Source organism: Halobacillus mangrovi (assembly GCF_002097535.1).
Classification (GTDB): Bacteria; Bacillota; Bacilli; order Bacillales; family Halobacillaceae; genus Halobacillus; species Halobacillus mangrovi_A.
Genome location: NZ_CP020772.1, coordinates 1,663,396 through 1,680,893 on the forward strand (window position 1 = coordinate 1,663,396; position 17,498 = coordinate 1,680,893).

General features: G+C 40.9%; 18 protein-coding genes. 13 read left to right on the forward strand and 5 right to left on the reverse strand.

The features are described 5' to 3' along the window. Positions 1-17 precede the first annotated feature (17 nt). The gene (locus HM131_RS08045) at positions 18-824 is read right to left on the reverse strand and encodes an NAD kinase (RefSeq protein WP_085029271.1); all 807 of its coding nucleotides are present in this window, start codon (positions 822-824) and stop codon (positions 18-20) included. Positions 825-1,055: 231 nt separating this feature from the next. Between HM131_RS08045 and HM131_RS08050 the strand changes: the two genes are divergently transcribed. From HM131_RS08050 to HM131_RS08065, 4 genes are all read left to right on the forward strand, one after another. Next, the gene (locus HM131_RS08050) at positions 1,056-2,045 is read left to right on the forward strand and encodes a class I SAM-dependent methyltransferase (protein WP_085029272.1); all 990 of its coding nucleotides are present in this window, start codon (positions 1,056-1,058) and stop codon (positions 2,043-2,045) included. Between the two features lie 125 nt (positions 2,046-2,170). Next, positions 2,171-3,361 (forward strand): acetate kinase, encoded by a 1,191-nt coding sequence (locus HM131_RS08055; protein WP_085029273.1) that lies wholly within the window; start codon positions 2,171-2,173, stop codon positions 3,359-3,361. A 98-nt stretch (positions 3,362-3,459) separates the two neighbouring features. Beyond that, positions 3,460-4,290, forward strand: a complete 831-nt coding sequence (locus HM131_RS08060) for an EcsC family protein (RefSeq protein ID WP_198162743.1) — start codon at positions 3,460-3,462, stop codon at positions 4,288-4,290. Position 4,291: 1 nt separating this feature from the next. Then, positions 4,292-4,804, forward strand: a complete 513-nt coding sequence (locus HM131_RS08065; RefSeq protein WP_085029274.1) for a MogA/MoaB family molybdenum cofactor biosynthesis protein — start codon at positions 4,292-4,294, stop codon at positions 4,802-4,804. Between the two features lie 41 nt (positions 4,805-4,845). Here the strand turns inward: HM131_RS08065 and HM131_RS08070 are convergent, their stop codons facing one another. Together HM131_RS08070 and HM131_RS08075 are read right to left on the reverse strand one after the other, a co-directional pair. Further along, on the reverse strand, positions 4,846-5,295 hold the full coding sequence (locus HM131_RS08070; RefSeq protein WP_085029275.1) for a universal stress protein: 450 nt from the start codon (positions 5,293-5,295) through the stop codon (positions 4,846-4,848). 248 nt (positions 5,296-5,543) lie between these two features. Next, a complete protein-coding gene (locus HM131_RS08075; protein WP_085029276.1) occupies positions 5,544-6,863 on the reverse strand; it encodes a purine-cytosine permease family protein in 1,320 nt (439 codons plus the stop codon). Between the two features lie 94 nt (positions 6,864-6,957). Between HM131_RS08075 and HM131_RS08080 the strand changes: the two genes are divergently transcribed. Together HM131_RS08080 and ald are read left to right on the forward strand one after the other, a co-directional pair. Then, positions 6,958-7,716 (forward strand): SDR family oxidoreductase, encoded by a 759-nt coding sequence (locus tag HM131_RS08080; protein WP_085029277.1) that lies wholly within the window; start codon positions 6,958-6,960, stop codon positions 7,714-7,716. 152 nt (positions 7,717-7,868) lie between these two features. Next, entirely contained in the window at positions 7,869-8,987 is a 1,119-nt protein-coding gene (ald, locus tag HM131_RS08085; RefSeq protein WP_085031873.1) for an alanine dehydrogenase, read from the forward strand. Between the two features lie 654 nt (positions 8,988-9,641). On the opposite strand, the gene HM131_RS08090 is transcribed toward ald, so the two are convergent. Then, on the reverse strand, positions 9,642-10,610 hold the full coding sequence (locus HM131_RS08090; protein ID WP_085029278.1) for a bile acid:sodium symporter family protein: 969 nt from the start codon (positions 10,608-10,610) through the stop codon (positions 9,642-9,644). A gap of 222 nt (positions 10,611-10,832) precedes the next feature. On the opposite strand from HM131_RS08090, the gene HM131_RS08095 reads away from it, so the two are divergent. The 7 genes from HM131_RS08095 to HM131_RS08125 all read left to right on the forward strand — a co-directional run bounded on the left by HM131_RS08095 (position 10,833) and on the right by HM131_RS08125 (position 17,120). Beyond that, on the forward strand, positions 10,833-11,342 hold the full coding sequence (locus HM131_RS08095; RefSeq protein ID WP_085029279.1) for a DUF4178 domain-containing protein: 510 nt from the start codon (positions 10,833-10,835) through the stop codon (positions 11,340-11,342). Positions 11,343-11,357: 15 nt separating this feature from the next. Continuing rightward, on the forward strand, positions 11,358-12,029 hold the full coding sequence (locus HM131_RS08100; RefSeq protein WP_085029280.1) for a PspA/IM30 family protein: 672 nt from the start codon (positions 11,358-11,360) through the stop codon (positions 12,027-12,029). 77 nt (positions 12,030-12,106) lie between these two features. After that, positions 12,107-12,775, forward strand: coding sequence for a DUF4247 domain-containing protein (locus HM131_RS08105; RefSeq protein WP_085029281.1), 669 nt, complete (start codon positions 12,107-12,109; stop codon positions 12,773-12,775). Positions 12,776-12,789: 14 nt separating this feature from the next. Further along, complete coding sequence (locus tag HM131_RS08110) at positions 12,790-13,185, forward strand: DUF350 domain-containing protein (protein WP_085029282.1); 396 nt, start codon at positions 12,790-12,792, stop codon at positions 13,183-13,185. A gap of 195 nt (positions 13,186-13,380) precedes the next feature. Then, positions 13,381-14,931 (forward strand): polyamine aminopropyltransferase, encoded by a 1,551-nt coding sequence (locus HM131_RS08115; RefSeq protein WP_085029283.1) that lies wholly within the window; start codon positions 13,381-13,383, stop codon positions 14,929-14,931. Between the two features lie 37 nt (positions 14,932-14,968). Then, positions 14,969-15,649, forward strand: a complete 681-nt coding sequence (locus tag HM131_RS08120; RefSeq protein WP_085029284.1) for a metal-dependent hydrolase — start codon at positions 14,969-14,971, stop codon at positions 15,647-15,649. Between the two features lie 157 nt (positions 15,650-15,806). Then, on the forward strand, positions 15,807-17,120 hold the full coding sequence (locus HM131_RS08125; RefSeq protein ID WP_085029285.1) for a CBS domain-containing protein: 1,314 nt from the start codon (positions 15,807-15,809) through the stop codon (positions 17,118-17,120). A gap of 38 nt (positions 17,121-17,158) precedes the next feature. On the opposite strand, the gene HM131_RS08130 is transcribed toward HM131_RS08125, so the two are convergent. Next, positions 17,159-17,455 carry a YtpI family protein gene (locus tag HM131_RS08130; RefSeq protein WP_085029286.1) on the reverse strand — a complete coding sequence of 99 codons (297 nt, stop codon included), beginning with the start codon at positions 17,453-17,455 and terminating at the stop codon, positions 17,159-17,161. Positions 17,456-17,498 lie beyond the last annotated feature (43 nt).

The following is a 17,498-nucleotide window of genomic DNA, read 5'->3' on the forward strand; positions in this document are numbered from 1 at the left end:
AGTCCGGCTTTTTACTATTATAAGAAAGTGCGTTTTACACGATCCCAGTAGGTATTATTTTTTAGCTTAACCGTTTTAATCACATTGTCACTCAACTTGACAGAAACCTCTTTAATATTCCGGATAGAATAGGCTTCGTTGTCCATCCCAATTACAGGATAATCGTTACCATCTTGGGTAACTTGTAATTTTAACGTGCGTTCTCCACTTAGGATGAAGGAAGACCCTAGCGTACGGAACCGGTTGTTATTTAAAGAAGCAAGTTCACTTACTTGGAAGCAAGGCAGCTTCGGATCTACGACGGCCCCTTTTGTCGATTTATTATAACCCGTGCTCCCTGTTGGGGTAGCGACAATCAAACCATCTCCACGGAACGTCTCAAAGTGAAGGTCATCGATATGGACATCGATGTCAATCGACTTGATAAGTGTGGATCTTACGCTGCATTCATTCAGGCACAAGTAAGTAGACTCATTATTGACTGTTGCTTCAATAACAGGAAATCTTCGTACTTCGACTTCTGCATTCTGCATGGATTCAACCATTTCATCGTGGTCATCAATACTGAAGTCACAATAAAGTCCAGCTTCGTTGTGACTGCGGATCCCTACATAGAGGCAGTCCTGGCGAAAGCCTGTTTTTCTAACTGCTTGTAAAAAGGTGCCATCTCCTCCAACAGCTACGATGATATTAGCATCTTTAGCATCTTCGACGACATGAAAATCATTATCGCGGGCAAGCCTGATTAAAGGCTCAAGTTTTTTATCAAGTTCTTGGTTAGGGTGATAATAGAAGTAAAGGTTTCTACGTTGATCAGCCACCATGAATCCTCCTTTATGTAGTCATATCGTCATTTTATCACTTATGAGATGTAACCGCACCCAATTTTGCTACAAATCAGTCAAATCGTTGATTGTTGAATACAAATGAATATTTCGATATGGTTGTGATAGAATCAAACTCTAGAAATGGTACGGAAATGGCTGGCGCATGGATCATTGGAAACCTATGCGTCGCTTATTTTTGAGTATGAGTAGGACTAAAGGAGAATGAAAATGAAACAAGGACAAGTTGAAAAACTATTTGAATGGCTAGATGAGACTTCAACACTCGTATCTGAGGATATGAACGTCACTTATCTAGAAGGCTTAGCGGAAGCCCTTGATGTATTGTTTAATGAAAAGCCGTTCGATGATTTAGATAAGCAGCTGCAGACGAAGCTGACAAATCGATTGACGAAAATAAGAAAAGAAGAATTTGAAAAAGAAGAAGTACGTAAAGCTGTGCAATTAACGATTTTAAAAGGAATGAAAGGTGCTACGCAGCAACAGCATTTAATCACGCCGGATTCCGTTGCGATGTTTATGGGCTATCTTGCTTCAAAGCTGTTTGAAGGTAAAGAAGAATTGAAACTTTTCGACTTGGCTTCAGGTTCCGCCAACTTGATGACATCTATTATGAACCAGCTGGAGATGCCTCTGCGCGCTTATGCCAGTGAAGTTGATCCAACGCTTATTCAATTGGCAGTTGCAAATGCCAATTTGCAAAAAAATAACATTGAATTTTTCCATCAGGATAGCCTGCGTCCGTTTTTGATAGAGCCTGTTGATTTTGTTTTAGCTGATCTTCCTGTTGGCTACTATCCAGATGATGTCCAAGCATCACGGTACGAGCTTAAAGCAGAAGAAGGACATTCCTATGCCCATCATTTATTTATTGAACAGGGGCTGAATTATACAGAAGAGGGCGGCTACCTCATGTTTATCGTCCCTAACTTCCTCTTTGACAGCGACCAATCAAAAGCCTTGAATGCATACTTGCGCGAACACGCCCATATCGTGGGGATGCTGCAGCTTTCGGATTCTTTATTTAAAGATGAGAAGCATGGAAAGAGCATTTTGATCTTACAAAAGAAAGGACCAGAAACAAAGCCACCAAAACAAGCGTTACTCGTCAAACTGCCTTCATTCAAAAATCCAGAGGCCATGGCTGACATTCTAGCTCAGATGAATCAGTGGTTTGATGAATATAAAGCGACACAATAGTGAGAAAATAACGAATATAGGAAGTAAACGTTATCATGCCTTTTCTGCCTTGAAAATGATTAGAACGGGTGATTAAATGGTAATGGTAGAAATATACGAACCTAATTTTGAGGGGATGAGCAACGTTGAGTAATAAAATTCTTGCTATAAATGCAGGTAGTTCATCACTGAAATTCCAATTGATTGAAATGCCTGAAGAAACGGTTATAACAAAAGGTCTAGTGGAACGTATCGGCCTTAACGATGCGGTTTTCACGATTGAAGTAGGAGAAGAAAAAGATAAGACGATTACTGATATCCCTGACCATGGTGAAGCTGTTAGGTTGCTATTAGATAAACTAACTGCTAACGGTATCATTGAATCCCTTGATGAGATCAATGGAGTTGGGCACCGCGTCGTACACGGAGGCGAGCGCTTCAGTGAATCTGTGTTAATTACGGATGAAGTCATTCAAGAAATAGAAGAAGTGTCTGACTTGGCACCACTTCATAACCCTGCGAACTTGACAGGTATTCGTGCCTTCCGTGAAGTACTGCCAAATGTGCCTCACGTTGCTGTATTTGATACAGCCTTTCACCAGTCTATGCCGGAGCAGTCTTACCTTTACAGCTTGCCTTATGAGTATTATGAGAAGTATGGCATTCGTAAATATGGTTTCCACGGTACCTCCCACAAATATGTATCTGAGCGTGCTGCGGAAATGCTTGGTCGTCCGGTAGAGCAGCTTCGCATCCTTTCCTGTCACTTAGGTAACGGTGCAAGTATCGCTGCCATCGAAGGCGGAAAGTCAATCGATACTTCCATGGGATTCACGCCACTTGCTGGTGTTACAATGGGAACTCGTTCTGGTAACATTGATCCGGCCTTGATTCCATTCATTATGGAGAAAACGGGTAAAACAGCGAATGAAGTTATGAACGTCCTGAACAAAGAAAGTGGGATGTTAGCTCTTTCTGGTTTCTCAAGTGACTTACGTGACATTGAAGAGCGTGCTTCTGAAGGTGATGAGCGTGCTGAGCTTGCACTTGAAGTATTTGCTGCCCGTATCCACAAGTACATTGGGTCTTATGCTGCTCGGATGCACGGAATTGATGCGATCGTCTTTACTGCTGGTGTAGGAGAAAACAGTACATCCATCCGTGAGCGTGTCCTTAAAGGACTAGAGTTCATGGGCGTTTACTGGGATCCTTCCTTAAACCAGGTTCGTGGGAAAGAAGCATTCGTCAACTACCCGCATTCACCAGTTAAAGTCATGATTATTCCGACAAACGAAGAAGTCATGATCGCCCGTGATACGGTAGAAAAAGGTATGTAATAAAGGTTAGAAAAGCAATTGTCCCAGAGTGGCAATTGCTTTTTTTTTGGTAAAAGGGCTACAATGAGGATAGGACTAACGGGCAGGGAGTGATCACTTTGTCAAAAGAACGAGTGGCAATGGAAGTGGATAATTGGCTCGCACAATTCAGAAATTACCAGCCGAATGATTTTGAAATGATTTACGATAACTGGATACAGCAGAGCTTTTATAAAGTAGACCCAGGAATAAAAGAAAAGTTCTTTTCAAAGTTAGATGATTGGTTTTTCCATACTCATGCCTTTTTACAAGGTACTTCTTTTCAAAATGAGGCCAGGGGTCGTATATTGACTGTTGGACGTGTGCTTGCTGAGAATATTGAAAACATTACAGATATGAAAAAAGAACTGAGCGTAGACCAACTCACTTACATAGCAGAACAACAAATTGCACGCGGGCGTCTTTATTCATTTGCTCAAGGAGGCTTGACTGGAACGGGTGGCTGGCTGCTGCTTGGACTGGATTATCCTTTAATGATGGTTATGAACATTAGGGCTGTTCAACTGGTGGGGCTCACCTTCGGTCATGAAATGAATCATCCATATGAAATGATGATTTCTTTGAAGGTTTTTCACGCAGCGACTTTGCCAAAGAGGCTCCAGGGTGCTGCTTGGAAAGATCTTATAAATGAAGTAAATAATAAAAATCACCCGTATATTTTCGAAGGGGAAGACAGACTGACTAATGAATCCTGGATCGAACAGCCGTTAAAGCAAGCATTCAAATCGCTTTTTATTCTCACCTTCAGAAAAAAAGTTTTTCAAGGGCTTCCGTTTATAAGTATTGCCATCGGTGCTTACTCGAATTATCATCTGACGAGACAAGTGACGGACTTTGCCTTGAAGTTTTATCAATATCGTCATTTGAAACACGAAGAAAGGGAGGGCTGAGATGTCAGTCGAAGAGCATAAAAAGCAGGCACCTGATTCCGTTTCTTGTATGGTCGTTACAATCAGTGATACTCGTACAAAAGAAACTGATAAGAGCGGTCGACTTATGATGGAACGGCTAGAGCAGAAAGGCCATTCAATTGAGGAATATAGAATAGTCCATGATGAAAAATCAGCCATTACAGAGGCTCTTGAAGAGGGAATTCAACAAGCGAAAGTTGATGTTGTTCTTACAAACGGCGGAACGGGAATTGCTGCCCGTGATGTAACGGTTGAAGTTGTGGAATCTCTTATAGATAAGGAGATTCCTGGTTTCGGTGAGTTGTTTCGTATGCTGAGCTATACGGAGGATATTGGGTCAGCTGCCCTTTTATCCAGAGCCATTGCTGGTGTCAGTGGAAACACCGCTGTATTTTCTACTCCAGGTTCCAGTGGAGCTGTTAAGCTGGCGATGGAGCGATTAATATTACCAGAGCTTACTCACGTTATACGGGAATTGAAGAAAGACCTATAAAATAATGCCCTGCTTATAAGCAAGGCATTTTTCTTTTATTATTAAGTTGTCTTTTCAGGGCGTACAACCAAGACATCGCAATTGGCATAACGCGTAATATGTTCAGATACACTTCCGATGAAAAAACGTTCCATTGCGTTTAGACCTGTAGCACCACATATGATGAGGTCGGCATTATGTTTTGGCGCTACATCTTTAGCAATTTTAACTTTTGGAGATCCGTATTCAATGTCGATGACGACGTTTTTCACTCCTTCATTTTCCGCCTTTTCTTTGTAATCCTTCAATAAATCGCTTGCATATTGTTCTGCTCTTATTGCAAGTGAACGATCATACGCTTCAACCGTAGCAAAAGCTCGTGTATCCACTACATGAGACAGAATCAGCTTAGCATCATTTCGCTTAGCAATATCAATCGCCTTTTTAAAAGCACCTTCAGCTGTTTCAGATCCATCCACCGCAACGACTATGTCCTTATATTCGAATGTCATGTTGCATGCCCCCTTCCAATTTGTTACTTCTATTATAACATGTTCCTTTTCGGTATAGACCAATGTCTCCTTCATATTTTAGTAAGTTTTGTGAACATTAAGACAGAGGTGGTTATAATGAAGGAGTCAAAGAAGACTTTGCAAGTCGAACAAGAATCTGAAAAAGAAATGCTGAGTTCTTTAAATGAGAGTTACCGTTCCGAGAAGGAACCTAGAACTACTGAGAAATAAAAATAAGACTTGGGGAGTTAACCCCAAGTCTTATTTCTTATTACGAATGGATAGGAAACCATAAGAACGATAAAGGTGATAAATCCAGGCGACCATTGCCCGGGTAATAAAAAGTATAGGATACAGCCGAATATAATCATAATCATTGCCCACGGATTGATGCTTGATGTCTTAGTCAGCTGTGCAAGTGCCTGTTCATTCAGATGGCGGCGTTTTACAATTAAGTAATCACTGCAAAGAATCGCTGAAATAGGGATGATAACACCGCCCAATAAGGAAATATAAGACTCTGCCTCATTAACTAAATCAGGAAAGCCGCTTAACAGAACACCGAGAAATCCGAAAACGACAGCGCTCTGTACCCGCGTGAGTCGGCTGAAGGTGTTGAGAAGGCTATACCCTCCCGTATACGCATTACTGATATTTATAGAGATCATGGAAATGACAGCGGTTAAGGTGATAATCGTAATAAAAACAGGAGAGTTTGTCTGTTCACTCGCTGATACGTACGGGTTAATATTCTGGAACAGAAAGGCGGACGAACATCCAATCAGTGCAGTAAGTAAGAAGCCAGCACCATTTCCAACGAAGAGTCCCCAGAAACCATGGTTTGGTGTCTTAGCATATCGAGTCATATCTGCAGAAGCACTAACACCGGATACATATTGCACAAAAGCCAGGCTGGCATAGAAAAACATATTGGAGAGGCTGCCTTCCAGAGCACCTTGTTGAAGCTTTTCCCATGAACCTTGGTCGTTATTTGTAGTAAAGTAAATATAGAGGATAGACAGTTCTCCTAAAAGTAAGAAAGGGAGAAAGTAGGTGGTCGCTTGTTTAACGGCATCAAACCCAATAATCGCGAGAATCACCATTAATATGGATAATGGAATTGAGAAAATTAAAAATGGCAGATCATTACCTGTCAATCGAACAAACAGCTGCTGAATCACGTATGTACCGCCAATGGTCTGCACACTGAACCAGTAAAGTGAAGTCAGACTGCGAATGGGTGAAGAAAGATATCGAGCGCCCTCGACGCCTAAAATGGTCCGAATAGCGTACTGAGCGGGAATTCCCAAACGGGAACCAGGCAAAGATAGATAGGAGACAAATAGAAATCCTGCTAAGGCGCCTAAACTAGTTGCCAGTACTCCACTCCAAAAGGACAAACCACCATCTATTACAGAGAGCGCAGGTACGATAAAATTACCTGCATTTGCAGCTATAGCGAATTGTATGAAAGCAAATCTGTACCAAGGGGTGGATTGCTTTTCCTTTGGTACAGCTTCTAATCCAAAAGTTTCAATCATTTCTTTACGAGAGGCTGTAGTCCTCATCAAGCTCCACTTCCCTTCTGCCGCACTTATTTTACAGAAGGAGTGCCCTATTGTAAACAAAACAATATGTGATGTAGAACGAGGAGGAAAAGTTATGCGACATGCAATCATTACAGCCGGAACAAAAGGGCTAGGCAGAAAAGTCACTGAGCAATTGTTAAATAAAGGAGTGTCGGTTACCGTCACTTATCACTCCGATAAGGAAAAAGCGATGGAGTTACTAACTAAATTCCCGGGCAGACACCAGGATATTCAAATTTTGCAGACAGACGTGACTTCGCCTAAGGATTTACAGAAACTTGTTGAAAAGACAATTGAAAGATTCGGTCGTGTAGATTACCTTGTGAATAACGCTGGGCCTTATATTTTTGAGAGAAAAAAATTGATGGATTATTCTACAGAAGAGTGGGACGCTATGATCAGGGGGAATCTGGACGCGGTCTTCCATCTGTTGAAATTAACGGTTCCTTATATGAGACAGCAGAAATTTGGACGAATTATTAATTATGGCTTTCAAGGTGCTGGAGGAGCTTCAGGCTGGATCTATCGTTCTGCGTTTGCCGCAGCTAAGGTAGGGCTGGTTTCTTTGACTAAATCCATTGCATTTGAGGAGGCGGAGAACGGAATTACTTCAAATATGATTTGCCCTGGTCATATTCAAGGAGAATGGAAGGAGTCTTCTATTAAGGATGGTCGGCAATTCGTCGATAAGGAAACTCCGATTGGTCGTCCGGGTACTGGAGAAGACATTGCGAGAACAATTGAATTTCTGTGTCATGAAGATTCCGATATGATCACTGGAACCATTTACGAAGTAACGGGTGGAATGGATGTCATTCATCGGTATAGATAATCTTAATTTTTTTGGATGTAGTTTCTCGATTGCCTTTATTAGAATGAAAAGGCTTACATATGGAACTACTCACTAGAAAAGAATCATGTTATAGTTGAATCGGAAGTGCGGAATTACAGAATGGAAAGAATGGAATGGGAGGTTGGATGGTTATGAAGATTGGAGTACCACGTGAAATAAAAAATAATGAAAACCGTGTAGCCATGACACCAGCAGGAGTTATAACATTGACCAATGCAGGGCATGAAGTTTTCGTAGAGACGAATGCAGGAGCAGGTTCCAGTTTTACAGATGCTCAGTATGAAGAAGCGGGAGCAGTCATCGTTCCATCTGCTCAAGAAGCCTGGAGTCAAGAAATGGTGATGAAAGTAAAAGAGCCCCTTCCAGAAGAGTATGGTTACTTTTATAACGGATTGATCTTGTTCACTTATTTGCATTTAGCCCCAGAACCAGCACTCACTAAAGCGCTGGTTGAGAATAATGTAGTTGCGATTGCTTACGAAACTGTACAACTTAACAATGGTTCCTTACCTTTACTAACTCCTATGAGTGAAGTTGCAGGTAGAATGGCGTCTCAGATAGGGGCACAGTTCCTTGAAAAATCTCATGGAGGTAAAGGTATTCTATTAGGTGGTATACCTGGTGTAAGAAGAGGTCGTGTAACAGTCATAGGCGGCGGAGTTGTAGGTACCAATGCAGCCAAAATTGCGATGGGATTAGGTGCTGATGTTACGATTATCGATTTGAATCCTGATCGTTTACGTCAACTGGATGATATATTCGGTTCAGATATCAACACGTTGATGTCAAACCCTTTGAATATCCAGGAAGCTTTAGCTGAATCCGATCTAGTCATTGGAGCTGTGCTCATTCCAGGAGCTAAAGCACCGAAGCTTGTGACAGAAGAAATGGTGAAAGCTATGAAGGAAGGGTCTGTTATCGTTGATGTAGCGATTGACCAAGGCGGAATTTTCGAAACCACTGACCGCATCACTACCCATGATAATCCTACTTATGAAAAACATGGGGTTCTTCATTATGCAGTAGCGAATATGCCAGGGGCAGTTCCACGCACTTCAACTATAGGTTTGACGAACGTAACAGTACCGTACGCTCTTCAGCTTGCCAATAAAGGATATGTACAAGCTTGTAAGGATAACGAAGCATTGTTTAAAGGTATCAATACGCTAGAAGGTTATGTTACTTATCGGGCGGTTGCAGAAGCGCAAGGACTTGACTATGCCAATGCGAGAGATTTAATTAACCGATAACTATACACCCAGCAGAGCTCAGAGTTCTGCTGGGTTGTTTTTGTCTAACTCAGTACGATACTGAAAAAACCTTAGCTATAATCAATTGACCCCTGTGCACTTAAATTCTTATAAAAAGAACTACTTAAAATAAAGCCTACTTATCCTGAAGATTCTGTTTCGAGAATCTTGTGCGTAATATGGAGGATGTGAAAACGACTCGCTTTCCGTGGGCATGTGCTGAGCCTCCTCAGACTACGTCTTTCGGGGTCTCAACTAGCATGTTCATCCCGCAGGAGTCTCGCCGTTTTCCCATTCTCCATATGTAATAAAGGTGATCGAGCCGATATTTTTTGTAATGAAACATGCGCATGATAATGTTCGAAATCCAGCAGTGCCAATGGCTTCCCACAATTAGTCGGCAGATTCTAAGTAGCAGGATTTCGAGAACCTCTTATGGCAGGGGCGTTGAGGAAGGGTGAGACTCCCGTGGGAGTAGGAGCTAGGCGAGCCCCCATAGAGAGCAGAGCGAACGAGGAGACTTGCCAGTTCCCCCGCAGGAAAGCGAATCCTCCCCGAACGCCCCTATACTCTCATAAGCATCTCGAAATCAAGTCTTCCAGATAACTGCTATATATTTGAATAAATTTCTAGAAAGGGGCAACCATTGACTTCTCAGGAAGCTTGGTGAATGTCTGAGTTTTCTTTAGCATTTTCCTTTTCTTTTTGCTTACGAAAGATTGTAGCAATAATCGGACCTGAGATGTTATGCCAGACACTGAAGATAGCGCTAGGTACAGCTGCCAGCGGGCTGAAATGCACAGCAGCAAGGGAAGCACCAAGTCCAGAATTCTGCATGCCAACTTCAATCGAGACGGCTCGTTTTTTGGCAGGATCCATCTTAAACAGTTTTCCTAGTCCATAACCAGCAGCATATCCTAAAGCGTTATGTAAAACAACAATGGCAAAGATGGCTGCTCCCGTTTCAGCGATCTGCTCTTTGTTTACACTCACTACAGCAGCTACAATTGCCACAATGGCTATGACAGAAACAAGAGGTAAAGCTTTAATCCCGGCCTGAATTTTCTTGCTAAAAATGGCTTTTACCGTTAATCCTAATAAAATGGGCACGAGTACGATTTTAACAATCGATAAAAATAAGGCACTAGCTGAGACCGCCAGCCATTGACTTGCGAACAACAAGACAAGCAGTGGAGTTAATAGTGGTGACAGCAAAGTAGAGACAGCAGTTATCGATACGGAAAGGGCAGTGTCTCCTTTCGATAAATAAGTCATTACATTGGATGAGGTTCCTCCTGGACAGCAGCCAACTAATATCACCCCTACAGCTACCTCTGGTGATACAGGCAGAACAGTTACAAGTAAAAATGCGAGGAGCGGCATTAAGGTATATTGAGCTCCGACTCCTATGGCAACATCTTTTGGCCGCTTGAAGACCTCTTTGAAATCATCTTTAGACAACGTCAATCCCATTCCGAACATAATAATACCAAGTAATGGTACGATATATGGGGCAATCCAAGTAAATCCAGATGGTATAATAAAAGATAAGACCGCAAAAAGTAAGACCCAAATGGCGAAGGTGCTCCCTACAAAGTTACTTGTCTTTTCTAATGTTTTCATTTTTTACACTCCTTTTTCTAGTTGATTGATTTTTGATTATACTAGGATTTCTGAATTTTCAAAGCATGTCCGCAGGGAAAAAAATGAAAAAAATACAGGGTTCGACACTTCTTTTTAATGAATACGGGTCTTTTAAATCAAAAAAATAAAAAATGTGAAACCTAAAAGGTGGTCGTTCCGTACATAAAGGTACAAGGTCATAGTTGAAGGAGAGGTGAGGATTTGGGATTCTTTTCAAAATTGTTTTCAAATAAAAAGCAAACACCAGAGGTTAAGGAACGGACGGTATTGAATATCCAGATAGGAGATATCGTCACGTTCGATCTTGTGGATTACGAAGTCGTTGGTAAAATTACCTACAGGGATGGTTCCTATGAGTGGTTTGCCTATCAGCTTCTAGAAGGAAATCAAACAAAATGGTTAGCGGCTGAAATGGATGATGAACTAGAGCTTGGCGTGTATGAGACGATCAAGCTTCCGGTTTCAGAGCCATTTCCGAAACAATTAGAGTATGAAGGAATGGCATATCACAAAGATGAAGAAGGCGAAGCGCGTGTAACAGGCGAAGGAAGAAGCCAGAATATTAATGGAAGATTAACGCGATATGCCGATTACATTTCCGAAGATGAAGAGACCTATTTAAGTTTAGAATCCTGGGGCAGTGAAGTCGAGGTCAGTTATGGTCGTGATATCGAACCCTATGAGATTAAAATTATTGCTGGTTCTAAATAATAAGGAGGAAACAAGATGTTTAAATTTTTCAAACGTGTAAAAACTGTCGTTGGTTCAGAGATGAATGCGATGCTTGATAAAGCAGAAGATCCAGTGAAGATGTTAGATCAATTTATGCGTGATATGGAGAGCGATATCCGCGATGCTGAAAGTGCAGTTGCTAAACAAATTGCCAATGAAAAAATGCTCAAGCGTAAGTATGACGATGCTCAAGCCCTAGTAGATAAACGTATGAAACAAGCGGAGCAGGCAATTGAAGCTGGAAACGAAGACCTTGCTCGTCGTGCACTTGAAGATAAGAAAAATCATCAAGAGCAAGCGGATCAGCTGAAAGAATCTTGGGAGCGTGCTCAGAAGGATTCTGATAACCTGCGTAAAAAGCTTGACGAAATGAAAAAAGAATACCAAGAGATGAAACTGAAAAAAGATTCACTAAAAGCTCGTGCCGAATCTGCCAAAACTCGTACGAAGATGAATCGAACAATGTCCAACATCGGTGGAGACGAATCACGCCAGGGTTTTGAACGCATGGAGGAAAAAGTTATGCGTTATGAAGCGGAAGCGGAAACAAGTGAAGATATGTCTTCAGAAAGTCGTTCGCTTGATGATGAGTTTGAAGAATTAAATAAAAAAGATGATGTTGATGATGAGCTTGCTGCCCTTAAAAAGAAAATGAACAAAGAATAATAGAGCCTTGTTAAGACAATGCGTGCCTGACGTTATGTCGGGCACGGCTATTTTTCAGGGAAGGAGGAACGGATGAAGTGAGAGAATATGGAGGAATCATTGTTGTAGGAATCATAGCGATTGTTTTATTATTTAATGTATTTGGTAATGATGAAGCTTCAAGAGGAATATCTGGCTCCTATACAGAAGATACATATAATGAATTGCCTAGCGAACCTGAACGTTCCGAAATATTGGAAAACATTCGGACTTCGAATGCAAACTCTATTGAAGAACTCGTGAAGAACAATTTTCCTCTTCTGGACACGATCCAATCTGATCAAGGGATGTCACGTATTTACATGACACGAGAATTAAGCTTACCTGAAGTATCAGAAGCGTTATCGGATAAGATAAACCCTGAAGAGATTAGTGAACGTCAAGAAGGAAAGCAAGCACTGATTTACCCTGAGCATTTTGTAATCATACAAGAAAGCGAAGAAGAACCAGGAGTGATAACCATTGAGCTTGCCAGCGATCAGTTTGTCAGGAACAATTATCATCCGAGTTTCTTTCAGGGTATGCTTGCTTACTACATTTTAGATGAAGTGCTGGATGTAGATGACTGGCATAAAAAACGTAATTCCAGATGTAAGCAAACAGGAGACTGTTATAGTGGCTATGGCATGTATGGGAACTATAATTCAGGCTCCGGATCACTACGAGGGTCTTCCAATCGAGGCGGAGGACCTGGTGCAGGAAAATAAAGGAGGCATTACGAATGGGACCATTTTTAGCAACATTAGGTTATTTTGTTATTGCAATTATAGTTGTGGTCATTGGACTATTGATTTTTGAGTGGATGACTAGACAATATAAAGACTGGGAAGAGGTTAAGCGTGGAAATCAAGCGGTAGCTATGTCGATTTCTGGTAAGATTATTGGCATATGTATCATCTTGGCATTTGCTATTTACCATTCCTTTACTGTATGGGATACCTTGATATGGGGCGCATATGGAGTCATTCTTCAAATGATTGCTTATGTATTGTTTGAACTATTCACTCGCAAGTTCTCAGTAGAAACAAAGTTGAAGGAAAATAATACTGCGGTGGGGATCATTTCTATGGGGGTTTCCATTGGTCTTGCTTTTGTCATCGGTGCGTCGATTACATAAGTTTATTTGCTGAAAAGCCACTATCTTCTAGTGGCTTTTTTTAAAGAAATTTCCATGTAAATGATCATTTATTAAATATATCTTCTACTGTGGGCCTTTTTCCTTCTCTTTAATGTAGACAGAGTCAGAGAGATTCTATGAACGATAAATGGCTATTTTAGATTCAAAAGAATTAATTTAAGTGGAGTGAACATTTTGGAAGCACACAACGTGAAAAAGACTCATTTTATTTATTGGGCATCAGGGATTGTTTCCATATGCGGGATCATTTTTGAGGTGTTATTTGGTGCACTCGGTTCTTACATTCTTGGGGATGGTGTAAAACAGTATACGTTAACAATCAGTTTGTTTTTAACAGGTATGGGAATCGGCGCAAGTATCAGTGAAAAAGTCATGAAAAACCTGATCATTACCTTTGTTTGGATCGAACTGATGGTCGCTTTGATCGGCGGCTTTTCAAGTTTTACGATGTTTGGGATGACCGCTTTTGCTCCTGATGGGACGGATGCTTTATTTTTGTATTTAATCACTTTTACAATAGGGGCATTGACCGGTCTGGAACTGCCGATTCTCATTAGGAAAGCCAATGAAATTGGTGAAGAACTTAACAGGAGTACAGCACGAGTTTTGTTCTCTGATTATGCCGGCGGACTGATCGGGGGATTGCTTTTTGCCTTTTATTTGCGGCCTCAAATGGGAATGGTGAAAAGTGCTTTTTTTGTAGCTTGTATTAATTTGATTGTAGCTGTGATTATTCTTTATCTTTTCCGTTCTGATATCAAAAGATTTGAAATTCATATGTCTGCTGCATTAGTAATAGGGTGTTTGCTTATCGCAGGTTTGTTTTTCGGTGAAGAGATGGCCTTTTCATTCGAGCAGAAGCTATATAAAGATCCAATTATACATATGGAAGAGAGTGCTTATCAAAAGATTGTATTGACCAAAGAGCAAGGAGATACTCGATTATTTTTAAATGGTTCCCTTCAATTCAGCTCTTCGGATGAATACCGTTATCACGAGACGCTTGTTCATCCCACCGTTTCTTTAGCAGAATCTCCTAAGAATGCCCTTGTTTTAGGTGGCGGAGATGGAATTGCTGTAAAAGAACTGCTGAAGTATAAACAGCTTCAAGTCATTACGCTTGTGGATCTGGATCCTGCAATTACGAAATTAGCCAAAACCAACTATCACCTTTTACAGCTGAATCAGGGAGCTCTGAGTGATGAACGTGCCCACGTTCAAAACCAGGACGCTTTTGAGTTTTTGGAGGAGTCAAAAGATATGTATGATGTGATCATCGTTGATTTGCCTGATCCAAATAATGAAAGTTTGAACAAACTCTATACGAAAGAGTTCTACTCATTAGTTCGGAATCATCTATCTCCAGATGGCGTTGCAATGATACAAGCTACGAGTCCAGTATTTGCTACAGATGTTTATTGGACGATCAATGAAACGGTCGCTGCGACGGGGATGCATACGGAAAACTTTCACGTTGACATTCCCAGCTTCGGTAACTGGGGATTTGTCATGGCTAGCAGGAAACGTATAGACTTAACCGAAATAAATATAGAGGCAGACACAAAATTTTTGACAAAAGAAGTATTACGTTCAATGACAGTGTTTGGAAAAGATGAAGACAGGGAAATCGTAAACACTGAAGGTGAAATCATCTCACTTAAACCAAACACACTGATCGACCCTCATCTGATTCAAAAGTATGAAAGTGCATGGCAGCATTATTAATGAGATGAGTGTGGAATTCGAAAAAGGAGTGTTAAATGTGAAAGTATCTTATCATGGACATTCAGTTGTAAAAGTGGAAGCAAACGGAAAAACAATCTTGTTCGATCCCTTCATTTCAGGCAATGGCAACACAGACTTGAACGCGGACGAAGTGAAGGCGGATGTGATCTTACTTACCCATGGCCATAATGACCATGTAGGGGACACGTTTGATATTGCTGCCCGTAATGATTCGCAAATTGTCGCTCCCTACGAACTGGCAACCTATCTGGGGAATAAGGAATTGAATGCTCATCCGATGCACATTGGCGGAGGGCATGAGTTCGATTTTGGCCATGTGAAATTTACTCAAGCTTTTCATGGTTCTGCTTACACAGAAGAGGACGGAACAATCGTTTACACAGGCATGCCTACAGGTATTCTTTTAACGATTGATGGTAAAACGATCTATCATGCAGGAGATACTGGTTTGTTTTCAGATATGAAATTAATTGGTGAAAGGAATGATATCGACTTAGCCTTCTTGCCGATTGGTGATAACTTCACAATGGGGCCAGAGGATGCCCTGGTTGCTGCAGAATGGATAAAGGCAAAACAGGTTGTTCCTATTCATTACAACACCTTCGATTTAATTAATCAGGATGGAAAAGGTTTTGCAAACAAAGTAAAACCAGGTAAAGGCGTAGTTATGGAGCCTGGAGACACATTAGAGCTTTGATTTATAAAGAAGTCAGCCTTCTGTCTTTTATAGACAGGAGGCTTTTTTATGTTCGTCTTCAAAGAATTTTTGGAAGAAATTGCAGAGGAACTGTATCAATTGTATAATAACAATAATAGACGAATTGATTAGTACAGTTAGAAAGTTTGGTGGACGGATGGCAACAAAACATGAACAAATTTTAGAACACATTGAATCGCTCTCTGTCGGAAGTAAGATTTCAGTTCGAAGTATTGCTAAAGCGCTAAATGTGAGTGAAGGGACAGCATATCGCGCAATTAAGGAAGCTGAAAATCAAGACCTGGTAAGCACGATGGAACGGGTAGGTACAATTAGGATTGAGAAAAAGAAAAAGGAAAATATTGAACGGTTAACCTTCGCAGAAATTATCAATATTGTAGACGGACAAGTGCTCGGTGGAAGAGAAGGTCTATACAAAACCTTAAGTAAATTTGTCATTGGAGCCATGAAGCTTGAAGCAATGATGCGGTACACAGAAGCTGGCTCTCTGCTTATTGTCGGGAACCGGACGAACGCACACGAATTAGCGGTTGAAGCCGGAGCAGCTGTTTTGATTACCGGCGGTTTTGATACAAGTGACACAGTTAAAAAGCTTGCTGACGAAAAACAGCTTCCCGTAATTTCTACAAGCTATGATACATTTACAGTAGCTACAATGATCAACCGTGCAATTTATGATCAATTGATTAAGAAAGAAATTGTGCTTGTTGATGACATTTATACGGCGCTTGACAAGACAGAATTTTTAAAAGTCAGTGACAGTGTAGAGCGTTGGCATGAATTTAATAAGGAAACAAACCATAGCCGTTATCCTGTGGTGGATAAACAAAATAGAGTCGTTGGTATTGTCACTTCCAGAGATGTAATTGGCTATGATGCATCGGTAAGAATTGACAAAGTCATGACAAAAAACCCAATGACGGTTCATACAAAAACTTCCCTGGCCAATGCCGCTCACGTAATGGTATGGGAAGGAATTGAACTAATGCCTGTCGTAGACCCATCTCATAAGCTTCAAGGCATCATCTCAAGACAAGACGTGTTGAAAGCGTTGCAGCACATTCAGCGTCAGCCTCAAGTCGGGGAAACCATCGATGACTTAGCGACCAATCAATTAGAAGTTGTTGAAACTGATGATCAATCTCACGTTTTGACAACGAGAGTAACTCCGCAAATGACCAACCAGCTGGGAACGATGTCCTATGGTGTTTTTGTATCCTTAATTACAGAGTCTTCGAGTGGTTTGCTTAGAAAATATAAAAAAGGTGACCTCGTTGTAGAAAACATATCTGTGTATTTTATAAAACCGGTCCAAATAGAGAGTGAAATTACAATCAAACCTCAAATCCTTGAGGTAGGCCGAAAATTCGCTAAAGTAGATGTGGAAGTACATCATGGTGGTGCCATCGTAGGGAAAGCGCTATTGATGGCTCAATTAATTGACCGCTGATATAGGAAAAGTCGCTGCCTTAAGCAGCGACTTTTTATTTAAGATTGTGTCTGATGTTTCTGGTATTCATTACGGTAATGTTTGCTTGCTTTCCATCCTGATTGAGCTTGAAAAATTCCCAAGGCGATAAAAATCAGCCCTATGAATAACGACAATTTCGTCTGATAAAATACATATTGGTTGACCCCGAAAAATAAAATAAAGCTTCCAAGAAAGATTTTAGATTTACTATTTAAATAATCCTGCGTTAAGGGATCACGTGTACGTACAATCATTACTTTGTAATAAATGTACAGTACAAAGGAAATAACGATAAGAAGAGGGAAAATAAACACGTAGTATCGACTCCTGCAGTAAATTTTTTTCTATCTTATTGTA